The 15079-nt window shown below is 54.6% G+C and carries 29 protein-coding genes and 1 pseudogene; 1 reads left to right on the plus strand and 29 read right to left on the minus strand.

What is annotated here, in order from left to right; genetic code table 11:
• Positions 1–21: 21 nt before the first annotated feature.
• Positions 22–819 carry an MOSC domain-containing protein gene (locus JHD64_RS13415; RefSeq protein WP_199053539.1) on the plus strand — a complete coding sequence of 266 codons (798 nt, stop codon included), beginning with the start codon at positions 22–24 and terminating at the stop codon, positions 817–819.
• Between the two features lie 158 nt (positions 820–977).
• Here JHD64_RS13415 and rplQ read toward each other — a convergent pair whose 3' ends face one another.
• From rplQ to tuf, 29 genes and pseudogenes are all read right to left on the minus strand, one after another.
• Entirely contained in the window at positions 978–1373 is a 396-nt protein-coding gene (gene rplQ, locus JHD64_RS13420; protein WP_059284781.1) for a 50S ribosomal protein L17, read from the minus strand.
• 24 nt (positions 1374–1397) lie between these two features.
• A complete protein-coding gene (gene rpoA / locus JHD64_RS13425; protein WP_059284782.1) occupies positions 1398–2381 on the minus strand; it encodes a DNA-directed RNA polymerase subunit alpha in 984 nt (327 codons plus the stop codon).
• Between the two features lie 23 nt (positions 2382–2404).
• Entirely contained in the window at positions 2405–3025 is a 621-nt protein-coding gene (gene rpsD / locus JHD64_RS13430) for a 30S ribosomal protein S4 (RefSeq protein WP_059284783.1), read from the minus strand.
• 18 nt (positions 3026–3043) lie between these two features.
• Positions 3044–3439, minus strand: a complete 396-nt coding sequence (rpsK, locus tag JHD64_RS13435) for a 30S ribosomal protein S11 (protein WP_008955659.1) — start codon at positions 3437–3439, stop codon at positions 3044–3046.
• A gap of 16 nt (positions 3440–3455) precedes the next feature.
• A complete protein-coding gene (rpsM, locus tag JHD64_RS13440) occupies positions 3456–3818 on the minus strand; it encodes a 30S ribosomal protein S13 (RefSeq protein WP_059284784.1) in 363 nt (120 codons plus the stop codon).
• A 70-nt stretch (positions 3819–3888) separates the two neighbouring features.
• Complete coding sequence (rpmJ, locus tag JHD64_RS13445; RefSeq protein ID WP_011137711.1) at positions 3889–4002, minus strand: 50S ribosomal protein L36; 114 nt, start codon at positions 4000–4002, stop codon at positions 3889–3891.
• A gap of 275 nt (positions 4003–4277) precedes the next feature.
• Positions 4278–5597, minus strand: coding sequence for a preprotein translocase subunit SecY (secY, locus tag JHD64_RS13450; protein ID WP_059284785.1), 1320 nt, complete (start codon positions 5595–5597; stop codon positions 4278–4280).
• 11 nt (positions 5598–5608) lie between these two features.
• Complete coding sequence (gene rplO / locus JHD64_RS13455; protein WP_059284786.1) at positions 5609–6040, minus strand: 50S ribosomal protein L15; 432 nt, start codon at positions 6038–6040, stop codon at positions 5609–5611.
• A 3-nt stretch (positions 6041–6043) separates the two neighbouring features.
• Positions 6044–6229 (minus strand): 50S ribosomal protein L30, encoded by a 186-nt coding sequence (gene rpmD, locus JHD64_RS13460; RefSeq protein WP_059284787.1) that lies wholly within the window; start codon positions 6227–6229, stop codon positions 6044–6046.
• Positions 6222–6740, minus strand: a complete 519-nt coding sequence (gene rpsE, locus JHD64_RS13465) for a 30S ribosomal protein S5 (RefSeq protein ID WP_059284788.1) — start codon at positions 6738–6740, stop codon at positions 6222–6224. Before rpsE ends, rpmD begins: the two co-directional genes overlap by 8 nt.
• A gap of 13 nt (positions 6741–6753) precedes the next feature.
• Positions 6754–7107 (minus strand): 50S ribosomal protein L18, encoded by a 354-nt coding sequence (gene rplR, locus JHD64_RS13470; protein ID WP_045846878.1) that lies wholly within the window; start codon positions 7105–7107, stop codon positions 6754–6756.
• Between the two features lie 13 nt (positions 7108–7120).
• Positions 7121–7654 (minus strand): 50S ribosomal protein L6, encoded by a 534-nt coding sequence (gene rplF / locus JHD64_RS13475; RefSeq protein WP_059287131.1) that lies wholly within the window; start codon positions 7652–7654, stop codon positions 7121–7123.
• A 9-nt stretch (positions 7655–7663) separates the two neighbouring features.
• Positions 7664–8059 (minus strand): 30S ribosomal protein S8, encoded by a 396-nt coding sequence (gene rpsH, locus JHD64_RS13480; RefSeq protein WP_059287130.1) that lies wholly within the window; start codon positions 8057–8059, stop codon positions 7664–7666.
• Between the two features lie 14 nt (positions 8060–8073).
• A complete protein-coding gene (gene rpsN, locus JHD64_RS13485; RefSeq protein WP_045846875.1) occupies positions 8074–8379 on the minus strand; it encodes a 30S ribosomal protein S14 in 306 nt (101 codons plus the stop codon).
• Between the two features lie 4 nt (positions 8380–8383).
• Entirely contained in the window at positions 8384–8923 is a 540-nt protein-coding gene (rplE, locus tag JHD64_RS13490) for a 50S ribosomal protein L5 (protein ID WP_045846874.1), read from the minus strand.
• Positions 8924–8935: 12 nt separating this feature from the next.
• Positions 8936–9250 carry a 50S ribosomal protein L24 gene (rplX, locus tag JHD64_RS13495; RefSeq protein ID WP_059287129.1) on the minus strand — a complete coding sequence of 105 codons (315 nt, stop codon included), beginning with the start codon at positions 9248–9250 and terminating at the stop codon, positions 8936–8938.
• A 9-nt stretch (positions 9251–9259) separates the two neighbouring features.
• On the minus strand, positions 9260–9628 hold the full coding sequence (gene rplN / locus JHD64_RS13500; protein ID WP_043579386.1) for a 50S ribosomal protein L14: 369 nt from the start codon (positions 9626–9628) through the stop codon (positions 9260–9262).
• 204 nt (positions 9629–9832) lie between these two features.
• Positions 9833–10096: a 30S ribosomal protein S17 gene (gene rpsQ / locus JHD64_RS13505; RefSeq protein WP_045846872.1), complete on the minus strand. Its 264-nt coding sequence runs from the start codon at positions 10094–10096 to the stop codon at positions 9833–9835.
• Between the two features lies 1 nt (position 10097).
• The gene (gene rpmC, locus JHD64_RS13510; RefSeq protein WP_021478360.1) at positions 10098–10286 is read right to left on the minus strand and encodes a 50S ribosomal protein L29; all 189 of its coding nucleotides are present in this window, start codon (positions 10284–10286) and stop codon (positions 10098–10100) included.
• On the minus strand, positions 10286–10702 hold the full coding sequence (rplP, locus tag JHD64_RS13515; RefSeq protein WP_045846871.1) for a 50S ribosomal protein L16: 417 nt from the start codon (positions 10700–10702) through the stop codon (positions 10286–10288). Before rplP ends, rpmC begins: the two co-directional genes overlap by 1 nt.
• On the minus strand, positions 10686–11387 hold the full coding sequence (rpsC, locus tag JHD64_RS13520) for a 30S ribosomal protein S3 (protein WP_045846870.1): 702 nt from the start codon (positions 11385–11387) through the stop codon (positions 10686–10688). The genes rplP and rpsC overlap by 17 nt, the downstream gene beginning before the upstream one ends.
• A gap of 10 nt (positions 11388–11397) precedes the next feature.
• The gene (gene rplV / locus JHD64_RS13525) at positions 11398–11727 is read right to left on the minus strand and encodes a 50S ribosomal protein L22 (protein ID WP_045846869.1); all 330 of its coding nucleotides are present in this window, start codon (positions 11725–11727) and stop codon (positions 11398–11400) included.
• Positions 11728–11736: 9 nt separating this feature from the next.
• On the minus strand, positions 11737–12015 hold the full coding sequence (rpsS, locus tag JHD64_RS13530) for a 30S ribosomal protein S19 (protein ID WP_008955640.1): 279 nt from the start codon (positions 12013–12015) through the stop codon (positions 11737–11739).
• A 6-nt stretch (positions 12016–12021) separates the two neighbouring features.
• Complete coding sequence (gene rplB / locus JHD64_RS13535; protein ID WP_059287128.1) at positions 12022–12855, minus strand: 50S ribosomal protein L2; 834 nt, start codon at positions 12853–12855, stop codon at positions 12022–12024.
• A gap of 11 nt (positions 12856–12866) precedes the next feature.
• On the minus strand, positions 12867–13181 hold the full coding sequence (rplW, locus tag JHD64_RS13540; RefSeq protein WP_199053540.1) for a 50S ribosomal protein L23: 315 nt from the start codon (positions 13179–13181) through the stop codon (positions 12867–12869).
• Positions 13172–13792, minus strand: coding sequence for a 50S ribosomal protein L4 (rplD, locus tag JHD64_RS13545; protein ID WP_059287127.1), 621 nt, complete (start codon positions 13790–13792; stop codon positions 13172–13174). Before rplD ends, rplW begins: the two co-directional genes overlap by 10 nt.
• Entirely contained in the window at positions 13792–14436 is a 645-nt protein-coding gene (gene rplC / locus JHD64_RS13550) for a 50S ribosomal protein L3 (RefSeq protein WP_199053541.1), read from the minus strand. The genes rplD and rplC overlap by 1 nt, the downstream gene beginning before the upstream one ends.
• Positions 14437–14580: 144 nt before the next feature.
• The gene (gene rpsJ, locus JHD64_RS13555; protein ID WP_017507377.1) at positions 14581–14892 is read right to left on the minus strand and encodes a 30S ribosomal protein S10; all 312 of its coding nucleotides are present in this window, start codon (positions 14890–14892) and stop codon (positions 14581–14583) included.
• A 14-nt stretch (positions 14893–14906) separates the two neighbouring features.
• A pseudogene (gene tuf / locus JHD64_RS13560) lies at positions 14907–15079 on the minus strand (elongation factor Tu); the annotation flags it as partial.

The raw sequence follows: 15079 nt of genomic DNA on the forward strand, positions 1-15079 counted from the left end.
ACCATTTTTAGCGGAGTTTCCATGCAACTGAGCCAGATGTTTGTGCATCCGATGAAATCGGCCCGCGGTATCAGCTACGGCCGTGCCTATGCCAGCCAGCAAGGTCTGCTGCACGACCGCGAATGGCTGCTGGTCACCCCGGAGGGCCGTTTTCTGACTGCGCGCGAATTTCCGCGCATGGTATTGATCGAGATGGATCTGATTCCCGGCGGCATGCTGCTCAAAGCACCCGGCATGACCCCGGTGATGGCCATGACCCAGGTCTATACCCAGCCAGTGGTCACGGCAGTATGGAAGGATGAATTCAGCGCGCTGCACGGTGACCCCAATGTGGATGAGTGCTTGAGCCGGTACATGGGTGTGCCTTGCAAGTTGCTGTGGCTGGGCATGCAATCGCGTCGTGTCTTGCAAGAGGCCAGCACGCCGATGTCGTTTGCCGACGGCTATCCTTATCTGCTGGTCAATCAGGCTTCGCTGGATGCCTTGAATCAGGAACTGGCACAGCCCGTCAGCCTGCGTCACTTCCGCCCGAATCTGGTGATCAGCGATGCCTTGCCTTATGAAGAAGACGACTGGAGCCTGCTCCGTATTGGCGACATCCTGTTTGAGGTGGCAAAACCCTGCACCCGCTGCCAGTTGACCACGGTGAATCCACTCACCGGCGAATTTTCTGCAGACAATGAGCCGATGCGCACCTTGATTCGTACCCGTCAGCTGCCCGAGGGCATCTGCTTTGGGGTCAACCTGATCGCGCGTAGTGAAGGGATACTGCAGCTGGGTGCTGCAGTGGAGGTGGTGGAGTCCCGCTACACCTTCTAAGCGATACCGCAGCACGGGCGCATTCTGCTCAGGCTAACAGGGTAGCGGCAGGCTTTCCGCCTGCTTGCCCACGCCAGACAAGCAGCGCTGGCAGGAGAAGGCGGCCAACAATGAAAAAAGCCAGCTTGCGCTGGCTTTTTTCACAACTTCACTGAAGATTACTCAGCGGAGTCATCCACGACTGCGACGGCATCTTCAGCACGATCCACCAGCTCAACCAGAGCCAACGGGGCATTGTCGCCCTTGCGGAAACCGTACTTCAGGATACGCACATAACCACCATTGCGGGCGGAGAAGCGCGGGCCGAGTTCGTCGAAGAGTTTAACCACGATATCGCGGTCACGAGTGCGGTCAAACGCCAGACGACGGTTGGCGAGAGACGGCTTTTTGCCGAGCGTAATCAGCGGCTCGGCCACACGACGCAGTTCCTTGGCTTTCGGCAGCGTGGTCACGATAACTTCGTGCTTCAGCAGCGAATTCGCCATGTTGCGCAGCATCGCCAGACGATGGCTGGTCGTGCGGTTCAGTTTACGATTACTGTAACGATGACGCATTGTTAATGTCCTTTAGTCTCAAACTTACGGCTTTTCCAGACCAGCCGGAGGCCAATTCTCGAGCTTCATGCCGAGAGTCAGGCCCTTCGAAGCGAGAACTTCTTTGATCTCGTTCAGCGACTTGCGACCGAGGTTCGGAGTCTTCAGAAGCTCGGTTTCAGTACGCTGGATCAGATCGCCGATGTAGTAAATGTTCTCTGCCTTCAGGCAGTTGGCCGAACGAACCGTCAGTTCAAGATCGTCTACCGGACGCAGCAAGATCGGATCGATCGGCGGCGCCTTTTCAACGACTTCTTCAACCGCTGTGCCTTGGAGGTCAGCAAAGATCGACAGCTGATCCATCAGAATACGTGCAGCATTACGCACGGCCTGTTCCGGTTCGATGACGCCATTGGTCTCGATATCGAGAACCAGGCGGTCGAGGTCGGTACGTTGCTCAACACGGGCGCTTTCCACTGCAAAGCTCACACGGCGAACCGGCGAGAAGGAAGCATCCAGTTGAATGGTACCGATGGAACGGTTTTCTTCATGCATGGACCGAACAGACACAGGCTGATAGCCACGGCCTTTTTCGACCTTGATCTCCATGTCGATTTTGCCACCAACGGAGAGATGAGCAATCACGTGTTCCGGATTGATCACTTCCACGTCATGCGGCAACTCGATATCGCCAGCCAAGACAGCGCCTTCGCCTTCCTTTTTCAGGGTCAGCACAACACTGTCACGACCATGCAGCTTAAGCACTACGCCCTTGAGGTTGAGGAGGATGTCTACGACATCCTCACGCACGCCATCAAGTGCGGAATACTCATGCAAAACGCCAGCGATAGTCACTTCGGTAGGAGCAAAGCCCGGCATCGACGACAGCAGAATGCGGCGCAGCGAGTTTCCCAGAGTGTGGGCATACCCACGCTCGAACGGCTCCATCGATACGCGTGCATGGGTCGCGGAGACCGGCTGCACGTCAATCAGACGAGGTTTCAAAAATTCCGAAGCGCTGTTTTGCATAGTCATTCCCTAAGAGCTAGCGATTACTTGGAGTAGAATTCCACAACGAGTTGTTCGTTGATATCGCTAGACAGTTCGGAACGTTCCGGAGCAGATTTGAAGACGCCTTCCATTTTCTTGGAGTCAACCGACACCCAAGTAGGGAAACCACCTTGCTCAGCCAGAGCCAGACCTTCTACGATACGGGCCTGTTTCTTGGCCTTTTCGCGGACAGACACAACGTCACCAGCTTTAACCTGGAACGACGGAATGTTAACTACCTGGCCGTTCACAACGATAGCCTTGTGGCTTACCAGCTGACGTGCTTCTGCACGAGTGGAGCCAAAGCCCATGCGATATACAACGTTGTCCAGACGCGCCTCGAGCAGCTTCAGCAGGTTTTCACCAGTGGAGCCTTTACGACGCACAGCTTCCGCAAAGTAATTGCGGAACTGGCGCTCGAGTACGCCATAGATACGGCGGATTTTCTGCTTTTCACGCAGCTGGACACCGTAGTCAGACAGGCGGCTCTTGCGAGCGCCATGCTGGCCAGGAGGGGTGTCCAGTTTGCACTTGGAATCCAGTGCACGACGCGCGCTCTTCAGGAAAAGGTCGGTGCCTTCACGACGAGCGAGCTTACATTTCGGGCCGATATAACGTGCCATGTTCTCACACTCTCCGAATTAAATACGACGTTTTTTGGGCGGACGGCAACCGTTGTGCGGTACCGGCGTCACGTCGGAGATGCTGGTGATCTTGAAACCCAGCGCGTTGAGTGCGCGAACAGCGGATTCACGACCCGGACCCGGGCCCTTGATACGAACTTCGAGGTTCTTCACACCGTATTCTTGGGCAACTTTACCAGCGTGCTCTGCTGCTACCTGAGCAGCAAAGGGTGTACTTTTGCGCGAGCCCTTAAAACCAGCGCCGCCAGAGGTAGCCCAAGACAGTGCATTGCCTTGACGGTCGGTGATAGTGATGATGGTGTTGTTGAACGAAGCGTGCACGTGCACGATACCTTCGCTAACAGACTTGCGCACTTTTTTACGTACACGGACAGCTGTGTTTGCTTTAGCCATTTCTGTGTTCCTTTAGTTACTTCTTGCCGGCGATCGCCTTACGCGGTCCCTTGCGGGTACGAGCGTTAGTGCGAGTGCGCTGACCGCGACACGGCAGGCCACGACGATGGCGCAGACCGCGATAGCAGCCCATGTCCATCAGACGCTTGATGCTCATGGTGATTTCGCGACGCAGGTCACCTTCAACGGTGAACTTCGCCACTTCTTCACGCAGAGTTTCCATCTCAGCTTCCGTCAGATCCTTCACCTTGGTGGAGGGATTCACGCTGGCAGCAACACAAATCTGCTGGGCGCGAGTCTGACCGATGCCGAAAATTGCCTGCAGGCCGATAACGGCATGCGCATGATTGGGGATATTTACCCCTGCAATACGGGCCATACTCTTTCCTTAAGCCTTAAGACCTTGAAAAGTTTGCGATTGTAACACGCAAAGTCAGGTCTAACAAATGTTAGCCTTGCTTTTGCTTGTGACGCGGGTCCGTGCAGATCACGCGAACTACGCGATTGCGACGGATGATTTTGCAGTTACGGCAAATCTTCTTTACCGAAGGCTGTACTCGCATGTCAGTTCCTTTCGTTACTCTAAAAGAGCGAGTGCGTTATTTCGCACGGAACACGATACGGGCAGAGGTCGAATCGGATGGAATGAGTTCCACCGTAACCTTGTAAACAGCCAGGACACAGATGAAAACATCCGTGTCATTTCTGTTTACGCCCAATTACTACGTGTCCATTCTCAAGTTTGATCCTGCAGCAGCACCCAGGTACTACTGCCTGATCTCACCCTGCATCTGGATGGTGTCTTACCTAGCCATATAACCCAGCGAGAACACGTGTGTCAGCGGGTAAGGGCATTGCCTTTGAAGTTAGCCTTCTTCAGCAAGCTCTCATACTGATGCGACAGTACGTAGGACTGGACCTGAGCCATGAAATCCATGGTGACCACCACGATGATCAGCAGTGATGTACCACCGAAGTAGAACGGTACATTCCACTTCAAGATGAGGAATTCCGGCAACAGACAAACCAGCGTAATGTAGATCGCACCGATAAGTGTCAGCCGCAGAATGATCTTCTCGATGTAACGCGAAGTCTGCTCACCTGGACGGATACCTGGGATGAAAGCACCACTCTTCTTCAGGTTATCTGCCGTCTCTTTCGGATTGAAAACGAGAGCGGTGTAGAAGTAACAGAAGAAAATGATGGCCGTTGCATACAGCAGCACATAGATGGGCTGTCCGGGATGCAGCTTGTCAGCCACGCCCTTGAGCCAACCCAGGCTTTCATTGTTGCCCAGCCAGCCAAGAATGGTGGCAGGAAACAGGATGATGCTGGATGCAAAAATCGGCGGGATCACCCCTGCCATGTTGAGCTTGAGCGGCATGTGCGTGCTCTGGCCCTGCATGACACGATTACCAACCTGACGCTTGGCATAGTTGACCAATACCTTGCGCTGACCGCGTTCTGCGAACACGACAACGTAGGTCATCAATGCAACACCGACAAACAGCACGATGGTAAACAGGATGGGCAGCGAGCCTTGACTGGTCAGCGTGAGCGTCTTGCCAATGGCAGCCGGAACACCTGATGCAATACCTGCACAGATGATCAGCGAGATACCGTTGCCGATACCGCGTTCGGTAATCTGCTCACCCAGCCACATGAGGAACATGGTGCCGGTAACCAGGGTTACCACGGTTGTCAGGTAGAACTCCCACTGGGCAGTCACCACCAGGTTAGGCTGCTTAAACAGCATTACCGCGATACTGAAGCTCTGAAACGAGGCCAGCAATACGGTTGCATAACGTGTGTACTGGGTTACCTTACGACGTCCCGCATCGCCTTCCTTCTTCAGCTGCTTCAAGCTAGGCAATACCTCGGAAGCCAGCTGAAGAATGATGGAAGCAGAGATGTACGGCATGATGCCCAGGGCAAATACCGTGAATCTCGAGAGGGCGCCGCCCGAGAACATGTTGAACATGTCGAGCAGGCCCGTCTGCGACGTGTGGAACAACTTCGCTAGTTCGGCAGGATTGATACCAGGCACCGGAATATGCGCGCCGATGCGGTAAACAATCAAAGCTCCGATCAAAAACATGATGCGGCGCTTCAAATCACCAAATTTATTGGCATTTCCCACTAGAGAAGGTTTCGACACGTAAGTGCGCCTTATTCAATACTGCCGCCGGCAGCTTCGATGGCAGCGCGAGCGCCGGCAGTCGCTGCAATACCACGCAGCTTGATAGCACGCTCGATCTTGCCGGACAGGATGACCTTGGCTACCAGAGCCTGTGCGTCTACCAGACCAGCTTGCTTCAGTGCCAACAGATCGATTTCGTCAACCGGCAGCAGATTCAGTTCGGACAGACGCACTTCAGCATTGAAGCGAGCAGTCAGCGACTTGAAGCCACGTTTCGGCAGACGACGTTGCAGCGGCATTTGACCGCCTTCAAAACCGACCTTGTGGAAACCACCTGCGCGGCTCTTCTGACCCTTATGGCCACGACCGGCAGTCTTACCCAGGCCGCTACCAATACCGCGACCTACACGACGCTTCGCATGCTTGGCGCCGTCACCCGGTTGAATGGTGTTCAGCAGCATCTCTTAGCCCTCGAATTTGAGCAAGTAGCTGATCTTGTTGATCATGCCACGGTTTTCAGGGGTATCGAGCACTTCCACAGTCTGGCGGATCTTTTTCAGACCCAGGCCACGGGCGCAAGCCTTGTGGGATTCCAGACGACCGATCAGGCTCTTTACCAGAGTTACCTTAACAGTGTTGGCGTTACTCATGATTAACCCCCAGGATCTCGTCTACGGTCAGACCGCGCTTGGCGGCAACCTGAGAGGCGGTGCTAATCTTGCTCAGGCCGTCCAGAGTTGCACGAACCACGTTGTACGGGTTGGTGGAACCATGAATCTTGGCCGAAACATTGTGAATACCCATTGCGTCAAAAATTGCACGCATCGGGCCACCGGCCTTAACGCCAGTACCTTCCTTAGCCGGCTGGATAAAGACGGTAGTAGCACCGTGCTTACCCGATACGGTGTGGTGCAGGGTACCGTTGCGCAGCGGGATTTTTACCAGATTGCGGCGGGCCTGTTCCATTGCCTTTTGTACGGCAACCGGAACTTCCTTGGAACGACCTTTGCCCATACCGATGCCGCCATCGCCATCACCAACGACGGTCAAGGCGGAGAAAGCCATGATACGGCCGCCCTTAACCACTTTGGTGACGCGGTTGACGCTGATCATCTTCTCGACCAGACCGTCGCCACGATCTTCCATTTCGTGCTTAGCCATTCTTCACTCCGAATTAGAATACGAGACCGTGTTCACGGGCTGCGTCTGCCACAGCCTTCATACGGCCATGGTATTTGAAACCGGAACGGTCAAATGCCACGGTCGAAATACCGGCTGCCTTGGCTTTTTCAGCGATGCGCTTACCGACTACGGCTGCAGCGGCCACATTGCCACCATTGGAAACATCAGCGCGTACTTCGGCTTCCAGAGTGGAAGCGCTTGCCAGTACCTTGCTGCCAGTTTCATCAATGATCTGGGCATAAATGTGGCTGTTGGTGCGGTAAACAGTGAGACGCACCATCTTGAGCTCCGCAATCCGAGCACGGGTTTTACGTGCACGGCGGAGTCGAGCTTGTTTCTTGTCCATGTCAGTGCCTCAGTTACTTCTTCTTGGTTTCTTTCAGAACCACAACCTCATCAGCGTAACGAACGCCCTTGCCCTTGTAGGGTTCCGGGGAACGGTATGCGCGGATTTCGGCAGCGATCTGGCCAACGAGTTGCTTGTCAGCACCCTTGATCAGGATCTCGGTCTGAGTCGGAGTCTCAGCCTTGATGCCAGCAGGCATCTGGTGAGCTACCGGGTGAGAGAAACCCAGAGACAGGTTCAGGATGTCGCCTTGAGCCTGGGCACGATAGCCCACGCCTACCAGCTGCAGCTTCTTTTCGAAGCCCTTGGAGACACCGATAACCATATTGTTCAGCAGAGCACGCAGGGTACCGGACATGGCACGTGCGAACTTGCTGTCGTTTTTAGCCGCGAAAGTCAGTTCGTTGTTGTCGAACTTGATTTCAACGTCATTGCACAGAGCGGCGCTCAGGGAGCCCAGGGCACCCTTTACGGTCACTTCTGCAGCACCGAATTTCACTTCGACGCCAGCCGGAATGGCTACGGGATTCTTAGCTACGCGAGACATTTGACCCCCTTATGCCACTACGCACAGCAGCTCACCGCCGATACCGGCAGCGCGTGCTTTGCGATCGGTCATGATGCCCTTGGAGGTAGACAGAATCGCTACGCCCAGACCATTCATCACCTTCGGGATTTCGGTGGAGCCCTTGTATACGCGCAGGCCAGGACGCGAAACGCGGTCAATGCGCTCGATCACCGGACGGCCAGCGTAGTACTTGAGCTGGATATCAAGAACAGGCTTCTTGGCTTCGCCGGCAACGGCGAAATCTTCAATATAGCCTTCTTCTTTCAGCACCTGTGCCAGCGCAATTTTCAGCTTGGAAGACGGCATTGCAACAGCCACCTTGGAAGCCATTTGGCCGTTACGGATGCGGGTCAACATATCGGAAATAGGATCGTGCATGCTCATTTATGGTTCTCCTATTACCAGCTGGCCTTAACAACACCCGGAATTTCGCCCTTCATGGCGATTTCACGGAGTTTGTTACGACCCAGACCGAATTTACGGAACACGCCACGCGGACGACCGGTGATGGCACAGCGACGACGCTGGCGAACCGGGGAAGCATTGCGCGGCAGCTGCTGCAGTTGCAGGCGAGCGGCAAAGCGTTCTTCTTCCGAGAGGCTTTGATTGTTGATGGTAGCGATGAGGGCTTCGCGCTTAGCGGCAAATTTTTCAGCCACCTTAACGCGCTTTTCTTCACGCTTGATCAGTGCAAGTTTTGCCATGTGCTTAACCCTTGAACGGGAACTTGAACGCAGCCAGCAGAGCGCGGGCCTCTTCGTCAGTCTTCGCCGTAGTGGTAACAGTAATGTTCATACCACGCAGAGCATCGATCTTGTCGTACTCGATTTCCGGGAAGATGATCTGTTCCTTGACGCCCATGTTGTAGTTGCCGCGGCCGTCGAAAGACTTGGCGGAAACACCACGGAAGTCACGGACACGCGGCAACGCGATGGTCACCAGACGGTCCAGGAATTCGTACATGCGTTCACGGCGCAGGGTTACCTTGCAGCCGACCGGATAGTCATCGCGAATCTTGAAGCCAGCGATGGATTTGCGAGCGGTGGTGACAACCGGCTTCTGGCCGGCGATCTTTTCCATATCGCCCACGGCAAATTCCATTACCTTTTTATCGGCAACAGCTTCGCCCACACCCATGTTGACGGTGATCTTCTCGATGCGCGGTACTTCCATGATCGACTTGTAGCCGAACTGTTTCATCAGTTCCGGCACTACGCTGTCTTTGTAGAAATCGTAGAAACGTGCCATGTTTGCTTTTCCTTACGCGCCGATAACTTCGCCGTTGGACTTGAACACGCGTACCTTGCGGCCGTCTTCAAGAGTCTTGAAGCCCACGCGGTCAGCCTTCTGGCTAGCCGGATTGAAAATAGCGACATTGGAAGCGTCAACAGGCATGATCTTTTCGACGATACCACCAGCAACACCACGTACCGGATTCGGCTTCTGGTGCTTCTTGGCGATGTTCACGCCTTCAACAACCAGCTTCTCTTCCAGAACACGCAGTACGGTGCCGCGTTTACCCTTGTCTTTACCGGTGATTACTACGACTTCATCACCTTTACGAATTTTGCGCATGCGACCTCCTTACAGCACTTCAGGAGCAAGCGACACGATCTTCATGAAACGCTCGGTACGCAGTTCACGCGTCACGGGTCCGAAGATACGAGTGCCAATCGGCTCAAGCTTGTTGTTGAGCAGAACGGCAGCGTTGCTATCAAACTTGATCAACGAGCCGTCCGGACGACGCACGCCCTTGGCGGTGCGTACTACTACTGCGTTGTACACGTCGCCTTTTTTGACGCGACCGCGCGGAGCAGCATCCTTGATGCTCACCTTGATGATGTCGCCAACGCTTGCATAGCGACGCTTGGAACCGCCCAATACCTTGATGCACATAACGTGACGCGCACCAGTATTGTCAGCGACCTCAAGCATGGTCTGCATTTGGATCATTTGATGATTACCTTTCTAATCCAACTTTATCCGTCACTTTCACCTGCCGGTTTCTCGCATAAGAGCAAGACCAAACAGACGAAACGCCACAGCAAGACTGTGGCGTGTCAAACGGCCAGTTTTGGACCCCGTAAGGGCGGAATTCCTATCCGACACGGATAAGAAGATGGCCATTATACAAGGGACTTTCGTCCCTTGCAAGTCTTATACCTGGCGAGATTTCTCGACCAGGGCAGTTACCACCCACGACTTGGTCTTCGAGAGGGGACGGGACTCGCTGATTACTACGATGTCACCGGCCTTGAACTCGTTGTTCTCGTCGTGTGCGTGGAACTTCTTGGAACGACGGATAATCTTGCCGTAGATCGGGTGCTTAACCTTGCGCTCGACCAGAACGGTTACAGTCTTATCCATCTTGTCGCTGACGACAGTGCCGGTCAGCGTACGTACAACTTTGGTTTCGCTCATCTTAAACTGCCTTTTCTTTCAGAACGGTACGTACACGAGCGATATCGCGACGTACTTTCTTCAGTTCAGAGGTCTTGGCGAGTTGCTGAGTAGCGTGCTGCATGCGCAGGGCAAACTGGGCCTTCAGGAGGCTCAGCAGTTCCACTTTCAGCTCGTCAACAGTTTTGGCTTTCAGTTCGGACGCTTTCATTACTGACCTACCTGTCTAGTTACAAACACAGTGGCGATCGGCAACTTGGCTGCGGCCAGACGGAAAGCTTCACGAGCGAGTTCCTCGTTAACACCGTCCATTTCGTACAGCATCTTGCCAGGCTGGATTTCGGCCACGTAGTATTCCGGAGAACCCTTACCCCCACCCATACGGACTTCAGCAGGCTTGGAAGTGATCGGCTTGTCCGGGAAAATACGGATCCAGATACGACCGCCACGCTTGATGTGACGAGTCATGGCACGACGGGCCGCTTCGATCTGACGTGCAGTCAGACGACCACGACCAACAGCCTTCAAACCGAAATCACCAAAGCTCACCTTGTTGCCACGGGTAGCGATACCAGTGTTGCGGCCTTTATGCTGTTTACGGTACTTGAGTCTAGTTGGCTGCAGCATTGCGTGGGCCCTTTCTCGTTTTCTTCTCGGTCGCAACCGGAGCCGGCGCTACTTGACCCGGCTTCAGCTCACCTTTGTAAACCCATACCTTGATGCCGATGATACCGTAGGTGGTCTTGGCTTCAGAGGTAGCGTAGTCAACATCGGCACGCAGGGTATGCAGCGGCACGCGGCCTTCGCGATACCATTCGCTACGAGCGATATCGATACCGTTCAGACGGCCGGAGGACATGATCTTGATGCCCTGGGCGCCCATGCGCATGGCGTTCTGCATGGAACGCTTCATGGCGCGACGGAACATCACACGCTTTTCCAGCTGCGAAGCGATACCGTCGGCGATGATTTGCGCGTCCAGTTCCGGCTTGCGAACTTCTTCGATATTCACGTGAACCGGCACGCCCAGACGAGCTTGCAGTTCGCGCTTCAGAACTTCGATGTCCTCACCTTTTTTACCGATCACCACACCCGGACGGGCGCTGTGAATGGTAATGCGTGCCGACTTGGCCGGACGCTCGATGGTGACACGACCAACAGCCGCATGACCCAGGCGCTTCTTCAGGTATTCGCGAACTTCCAGGTCTTGCATCAGCATTTCCGGGAAATTCTTCGAATTGGCGAACCACTTGGAAGACCAGTTTTTGTTAACGGCAAGACGGAATCCCGTCGGATGAATCTTCTGACCCATTTCTTACCCCTTAATTGCCAACGGTCAACGAGATGTGGCAGGTCTGCTTTTCGATGCGATTGCCACGACCCTTAGCACGGGCAGTGAAACGCTTCAGACTAGCGCCTTTGTCAACAAAGATGCTGGTGACACGCAGGGTGTCGATATCAGCGCCTTCGTTGTGCTCGGCGTTAGCGATGGCAGATTCCAGCACTTTCTTCACAATAACCGCGCCCTTCTTCGGGGAGAAGGCCAGGATATTCAAAGCCTGACCAACGGATTGACCGCGGATCAGATCGGCCACCAGGCGGCACTTTTGTGCCGACAGGCGGACGCTTTTCAGATTTGCAGATACTCTCATCGCTTCACCTTATCTCTTCTTCGCCTTCTTATCGGCCGCGTGGCCTTTGAAGGTACGAGTCAGCGAGAATTCGCCCAGTTTATGACCGACCATGTTTTCGGAAACATAAACAGGCACATGGGTGCGACCGTTGTGAACCGCGATGGTCAAACCAATGAAGTCCGGCAGGACGGTCGAACGACGCGACCAGGTTTTGATCGGACGTTTGTCACTGGTTGCACGCGCCGCGTCGACCTTCTTCAGAAGGTGCAGATCAACGAACGGGCCTTTTTTCTGCGAACGTGCCATTGTCAATTACCCTTTAGTAGAATAGCGACGGCGTACGATCATATTGTCGGTACGCTTGTTGCGACGGGTACGGAAGCCCTTGGTCGGAGTGCCCCATGGGCTAACCGGCACACGGCCTTCACCAGTACGGCCTTCACCACCACCATGCGGGTGATCAACCGGGTTCATCGCCGTACCGCGAACGGTCGGACGAATACCACGCCAGCGACTGGCACCAGCCTTACCCAGCTTGCGCAGGGAATGCTCTTCGTTGCTCACTTCGCCAACAGTCGCACGGCAATCGACATGCACCAGGCGGATTTCGCCGGAACGCAGACGCAGCTGAGCGTAAACGCCTTCGCGAGCCAGCAGCATGGCGGAACCACCAGCGGAACGAACCATCTGGGCGCCCTTGCCAGGTTGCAGCTCAACGCAGTGGATAGTGGTACCCACCGGGATGTTACGGATCGGCAGAGTGTTACCAGCCTTGATCGGAGCCTCGGCACCGGACAGCAGAACAGCACCCGGCTTCACACCGCGCGGAGCGATGATGTAGCGGCGTTCGCCATCGGCGTAGCACAGGAGAGCAATGTGGGCAGTGCGGTTCGGATCGTATTCGATGCGTTCCACTTTTGCCGGGATGCCATCCTTGTTGCGACGGAAGTCGATCAGACGGTAATGTTTCTTGTGACCACCACCCATGTGACGGGTAGTGATACGGCCATTGTTGTTACGGCCAGCAGTGGAAGATTTTTTCTCTACCAGAGCGGCGTGCGGAGCGCCTTTATGCAGATCAGGGTGAACCACCTTGACAACTGCACGACGACCCGCGGAAGTCGGTTTTACTTTAACGATAGGCATGCTCTATCTCCTTACTCCGCAGCGGCCGGGGTGGCGGTCAGATCGATTTCCTGACCCTGAACCAGGCTAACGTAAGCCTTTTTCCAGTCTTTACGACGGCCAAAGGTACGGCCAAAGCGCTTGACTTTGCCCTTGACGTTAACGGTGGATACGCCTTCAACTTTTATATTGAACAGCATTTCAACCGCAGCCTTGATCTCCGGCTTGGTAGCATCGGTAGCAACACGGAATACAACTTGCTGATGCTTCTCAGCAACCATGGTGCTCTTTTCGGAAACAACCGGGGCCAGAATTACTTGCAACAGACGTTCTTGATTCATGCCCACTGCTCCTCCAGATGCTGCACCGCCTCACGAGTGATGACGATCTTCTTGAAACGCAGCAGGCTGTACGGGTCAGCTTGTTGTGCTTCGATCACCAGCACGTTCGGCAGATTGCGCGAAGACAGATAGAGGTTTTCGTCCAGTTCACGGGTAATGAACAGAGCCTGTTCCAGACCCATGGACTTAACCACACCTACGAATTCCTTGGTTTTCGGCGATTCAACCGACAGCGAATCAACCACGACCAGACGTTCGTCGCGAACCAGCTGGGACAGAATGGCTGCCATACCAGCGCGGAACATCTTGCGGTTAACCTTCTGCGAGAAATTCTCGTCCGGGCTGTTCGGGAAAGCACGACCACCACCACGACGGTTCGGCGTGGAGGTCATACCAGCACGCGCATTACCAGTGCCCTTCTGCTTGAAAGGCTTCTTGGTGGAATGATGCACTTCGGCACGAGTCAGCTGGGCACGGTTACCGCTGCGTGCATTCGCCAGGAATGCAGTCACAACCTGGTGAACCAGGGCTTCGTTGTATTCGCGACCGAACAGAGTTTCGGATGCCTGCAGGCTGCCAGCAGCCTGACCTTGGCTATTGATTACTTTCAATTCCATCACGCACCTGCCTTCACGCTAGGACGAACGACTACGTCGCCGTTCTTGGCGCCAGGAACGGCACCCTTAACCAGAAGCAGCTGACGCTCGGCATCAACACGAACAACTTCCAGGCACTGAACAGTGCTCTTGACGTTGCCGTACTGACCAGCCATGCGCTTACCCGGGAAAATACGACCCGGATCCTGAGCCTGACCAATGGAACCCGGCGTGTTATGCGAACGCGAGTTACCATGGGAAGCACGGTTGGAAGAGAAGTTGTGACGCTTGATCACACCGGAGAAACCCTTACCCTTGGAGGTACCGGTTACATCAACCAGCTGGCCTACGGCGAAGATTTCAACGGAAAGTGCATCACCCGGCTTCAGGGTGGAGAGGGCTTCTACGGACAGAACGAATTCGTTCAGACCCAGACCTGCCTCAACGCCAGCCTTGGCAAAGTGACCGGCAGCCGCCTTATTAACGCGGTTTGCCTTACGGGTGCCGAAGGTTACTTGAACGGCGGAGTAGCCATCAACTTCAGCGGTTTTGATTTGCGTGACGCGATTAGCAGACATGTCCAGCACAGTTACCGGGACGGAAGCACCGTCTTCAGCAAAAATGCGGGTCATGCCGACTTTGCGACCGACAAGACCTAAACTCATGTTTATTTCCTTTTGCAGGCGCCGATTACGATTGACCGGCATACAAAAACAAAAGCGGACTCGCAAAATTGCGAGTCCGCTAATGTATCACAAGAAATTTAGCAATCGCAAGCACTTAGCTCACAATTACCAAGTTTCCAGCAATTACTGCAGCTTGATTTCCACATCCACACCGGCCGGCAGGTCGAGCTTCATCAGAGCATCAACAGTCTTGTCGGTCGGATCTACGATGTCCATCAGACGCAGGTGAGTACGGATTTCCAGCTGGTCGCGGGAAGTCTTGTTCACGTGCGGGGAACGCAGCACGTTGAAACGCTCGATTTTGGTCGGCAGCGGAACCGGGCCCTTCACAACTGCGCCGGTACGCTTGGCGGTTTCAACGATTTCCTGGGCGGAACGATCGATCAGGTTGTAATCGAAGGCCTTCAGGCGGATGCGGATTTTCTGGCTTTGCATATTATCTGCTCCGATTAGGCGATGATTTTGGCAACAACGCCGGCGCCAACAGTACGGCCACCTTCACGGATGGCGAAACGCAGACCTTCTTCCATAGCGATCGGAGCGATCAGTTCTACGGTGATTTCCACGTTGTCACCCGGCATTACCATTTCCACGCCTTCGGACAGGCTTACTGCACCAGTCA

This window comes from Aquitalea sp. ASV15, from assembly GCF_016429115.1.
In the GTDB taxonomy this organism is placed as follows: domain Bacteria; phylum Pseudomonadota; class Gammaproteobacteria; order Burkholderiales; family Chromobacteriaceae; genus Aquitalea; species Aquitalea magnusonii.

Excerpts from the sequence above, each read along its gene's own strand:
- rpsE (WP_059284788.1), bottom strand. The coding sequence starts at position 6,740 with ATGGCTAAGCACGAAATGGAAGATCGTGGCGACGGTCTGGTCGAGAAG.
- rpsN (WP_045846875.1), bottom strand. The coding sequence starts at position 8,379 with ATGGCAAAACTTGCACTGATCAAGCGTGAAGAAAAGCGCGTTAAGGTG.
- rpoA (WP_059284782.1), bottom strand. The coding sequence starts at position 2,381 with ATGCAAAACAGCGCTTCGGAATTTTTGAAACCTCGTCTGATTGACGTG.
- rpsC (WP_045846870.1), bottom strand. The coding sequence starts at position 11,387 with ATGGGTCAGAAGATTCATCCGACGGGATTCCGTCTTGCCGTTAACAAA.
- rplO (WP_059284786.1), bottom strand. The coding sequence starts at position 6,040 with ATGCTGCTGAACACCATTCAACCGGGTGACGGCGCCAAGCATGCGAAG.
- rplB (WP_059287128.1), bottom strand. The coding sequence starts at position 12,855 with ATGCCTATCGTTAAAGTAAAACCGACTTCCGCGGGTCGTCGTGCAGTT.
- JHD64_RS13415 (WP_199053539.1), top strand. The coding sequence starts at position 22 with ATGCAACTGAGCCAGATGTTTGTGCATCCGATGAAATCGGCCCGCGGT.
- rplC (WP_199053541.1), bottom strand. The coding sequence starts at position 14,436 with ATGAGTTTAGGTCTTGTCGGTCGCAAAGTCGGCATGACCCGCATTTTT.
- rpsD (WP_059284783.1), bottom strand. The coding sequence starts at position 3,025 with ATGGCACGTTATATCGGCCCGAAATGTAAGCTCGCTCGTCGTGAAGGC.
- rplR (WP_045846878.1), bottom strand. The coding sequence starts at position 7,107 with ATGGACAAGAAACAAGCTCGACTCCGCCGTGCACGTAAAACCCGTGCT.
- rplD (WP_059287127.1), bottom strand. The coding sequence starts at position 13,792 with ATGGAATTGAAAGTAATCAATAGCCAAGGTCAGGCTGCTGGCAGCCTG.
- rpsM (WP_059284784.1), bottom strand. The coding sequence starts at position 3,818 with ATGGCCCGTATTGCAGGGGTAAATATCCCCAATCATGCGCATGCCGTT.
- rpsQ (WP_045846872.1), bottom strand. The coding sequence starts at position 10,096 with ATGAGCGAAACCAAAGTTGTACGTACGCTGACCGGCACTGTCGTCAGC.
- rplF (WP_059287131.1), bottom strand. The coding sequence starts at position 7,654 with ATGTCTCGCGTAGCTAAGAATCCCGTAGCCATTCCGGCTGGCGTCGAA.
- rplE (WP_045846874.1), bottom strand. The coding sequence starts at position 8,923 with ATGGCACGTTTCTACGATTTCTACAAAGACAGCGTAGTGCCGGAACTG.
- rpsK (WP_008955659.1), bottom strand. The coding sequence starts at position 3,439 with ATGGCTAAAGCAAACACAGCTGTCCGTGTACGTAAAAAAGTGCGCAAG.
- rpsH (WP_059287130.1), bottom strand. The coding sequence starts at position 8,059 with ATGAGCATGCACGATCCTATTTCCGATATGTTGACCCGCATCCGTAAC.
- rpsS (WP_008955640.1), bottom strand. The coding sequence starts at position 12,015 with ATGGCACGTTCGCAGAAAAAAGGCCCGTTCGTTGATCTGCACCTTCTG.
- rplP (WP_045846871.1), bottom strand. The coding sequence starts at position 10,702 with ATGCTGCAGCCAACTAGACTCAAGTACCGTAAACAGCATAAAGGCCGC.
- rplN (WP_043579386.1), bottom strand. The coding sequence starts at position 9,628 with ATGATCCAAATGCAGACCATGCTTGAGGTCGCTGACAATACTGGTGCG.
- rpmJ (WP_011137711.1), bottom strand. The coding sequence starts at position 4,002 with ATGCGAGTACAGCCTTCGGTAAAGAAGATTTGCCGTAACTGCAAAATC.
- rpsJ (WP_017507377.1), bottom strand. The coding sequence starts at position 14,892 with ATGCAAAGCCAGAAAATCCGCATCCGCCTGAAGGCCTTCGATTACAAC.
- rpmD (WP_059284787.1), bottom strand. The coding sequence starts at position 6,229 with ATGAGTAACGCCAACACTGTTAAGGTAACTCTGGTAAAGAGCCTGATC.
- rplV (WP_045846869.1), bottom strand. The coding sequence starts at position 11,727 with ATGAGAGTATCTGCAAATCTGAAAAGCGTCCGCCTGTCGGCACAAAAG.
- rplX (WP_059287129.1), bottom strand. The coding sequence starts at position 9,250 with ATGCGCAAAATTCGTAAAGGTGATGAAGTCGTAGTAATCACCGGTAAA.
- rpmC (WP_021478360.1), bottom strand. The coding sequence starts at position 10,286 with ATGAAAGCGTCCGAACTGAAAGCCAAAACTGTTGACGAGCTGAAAGTG.
- rplQ (WP_059284781.1), bottom strand. The coding sequence starts at position 1,373 with ATGCGTCATCGTTACAGTAATCGTAAACTGAACCGCACGACCAGCCAT.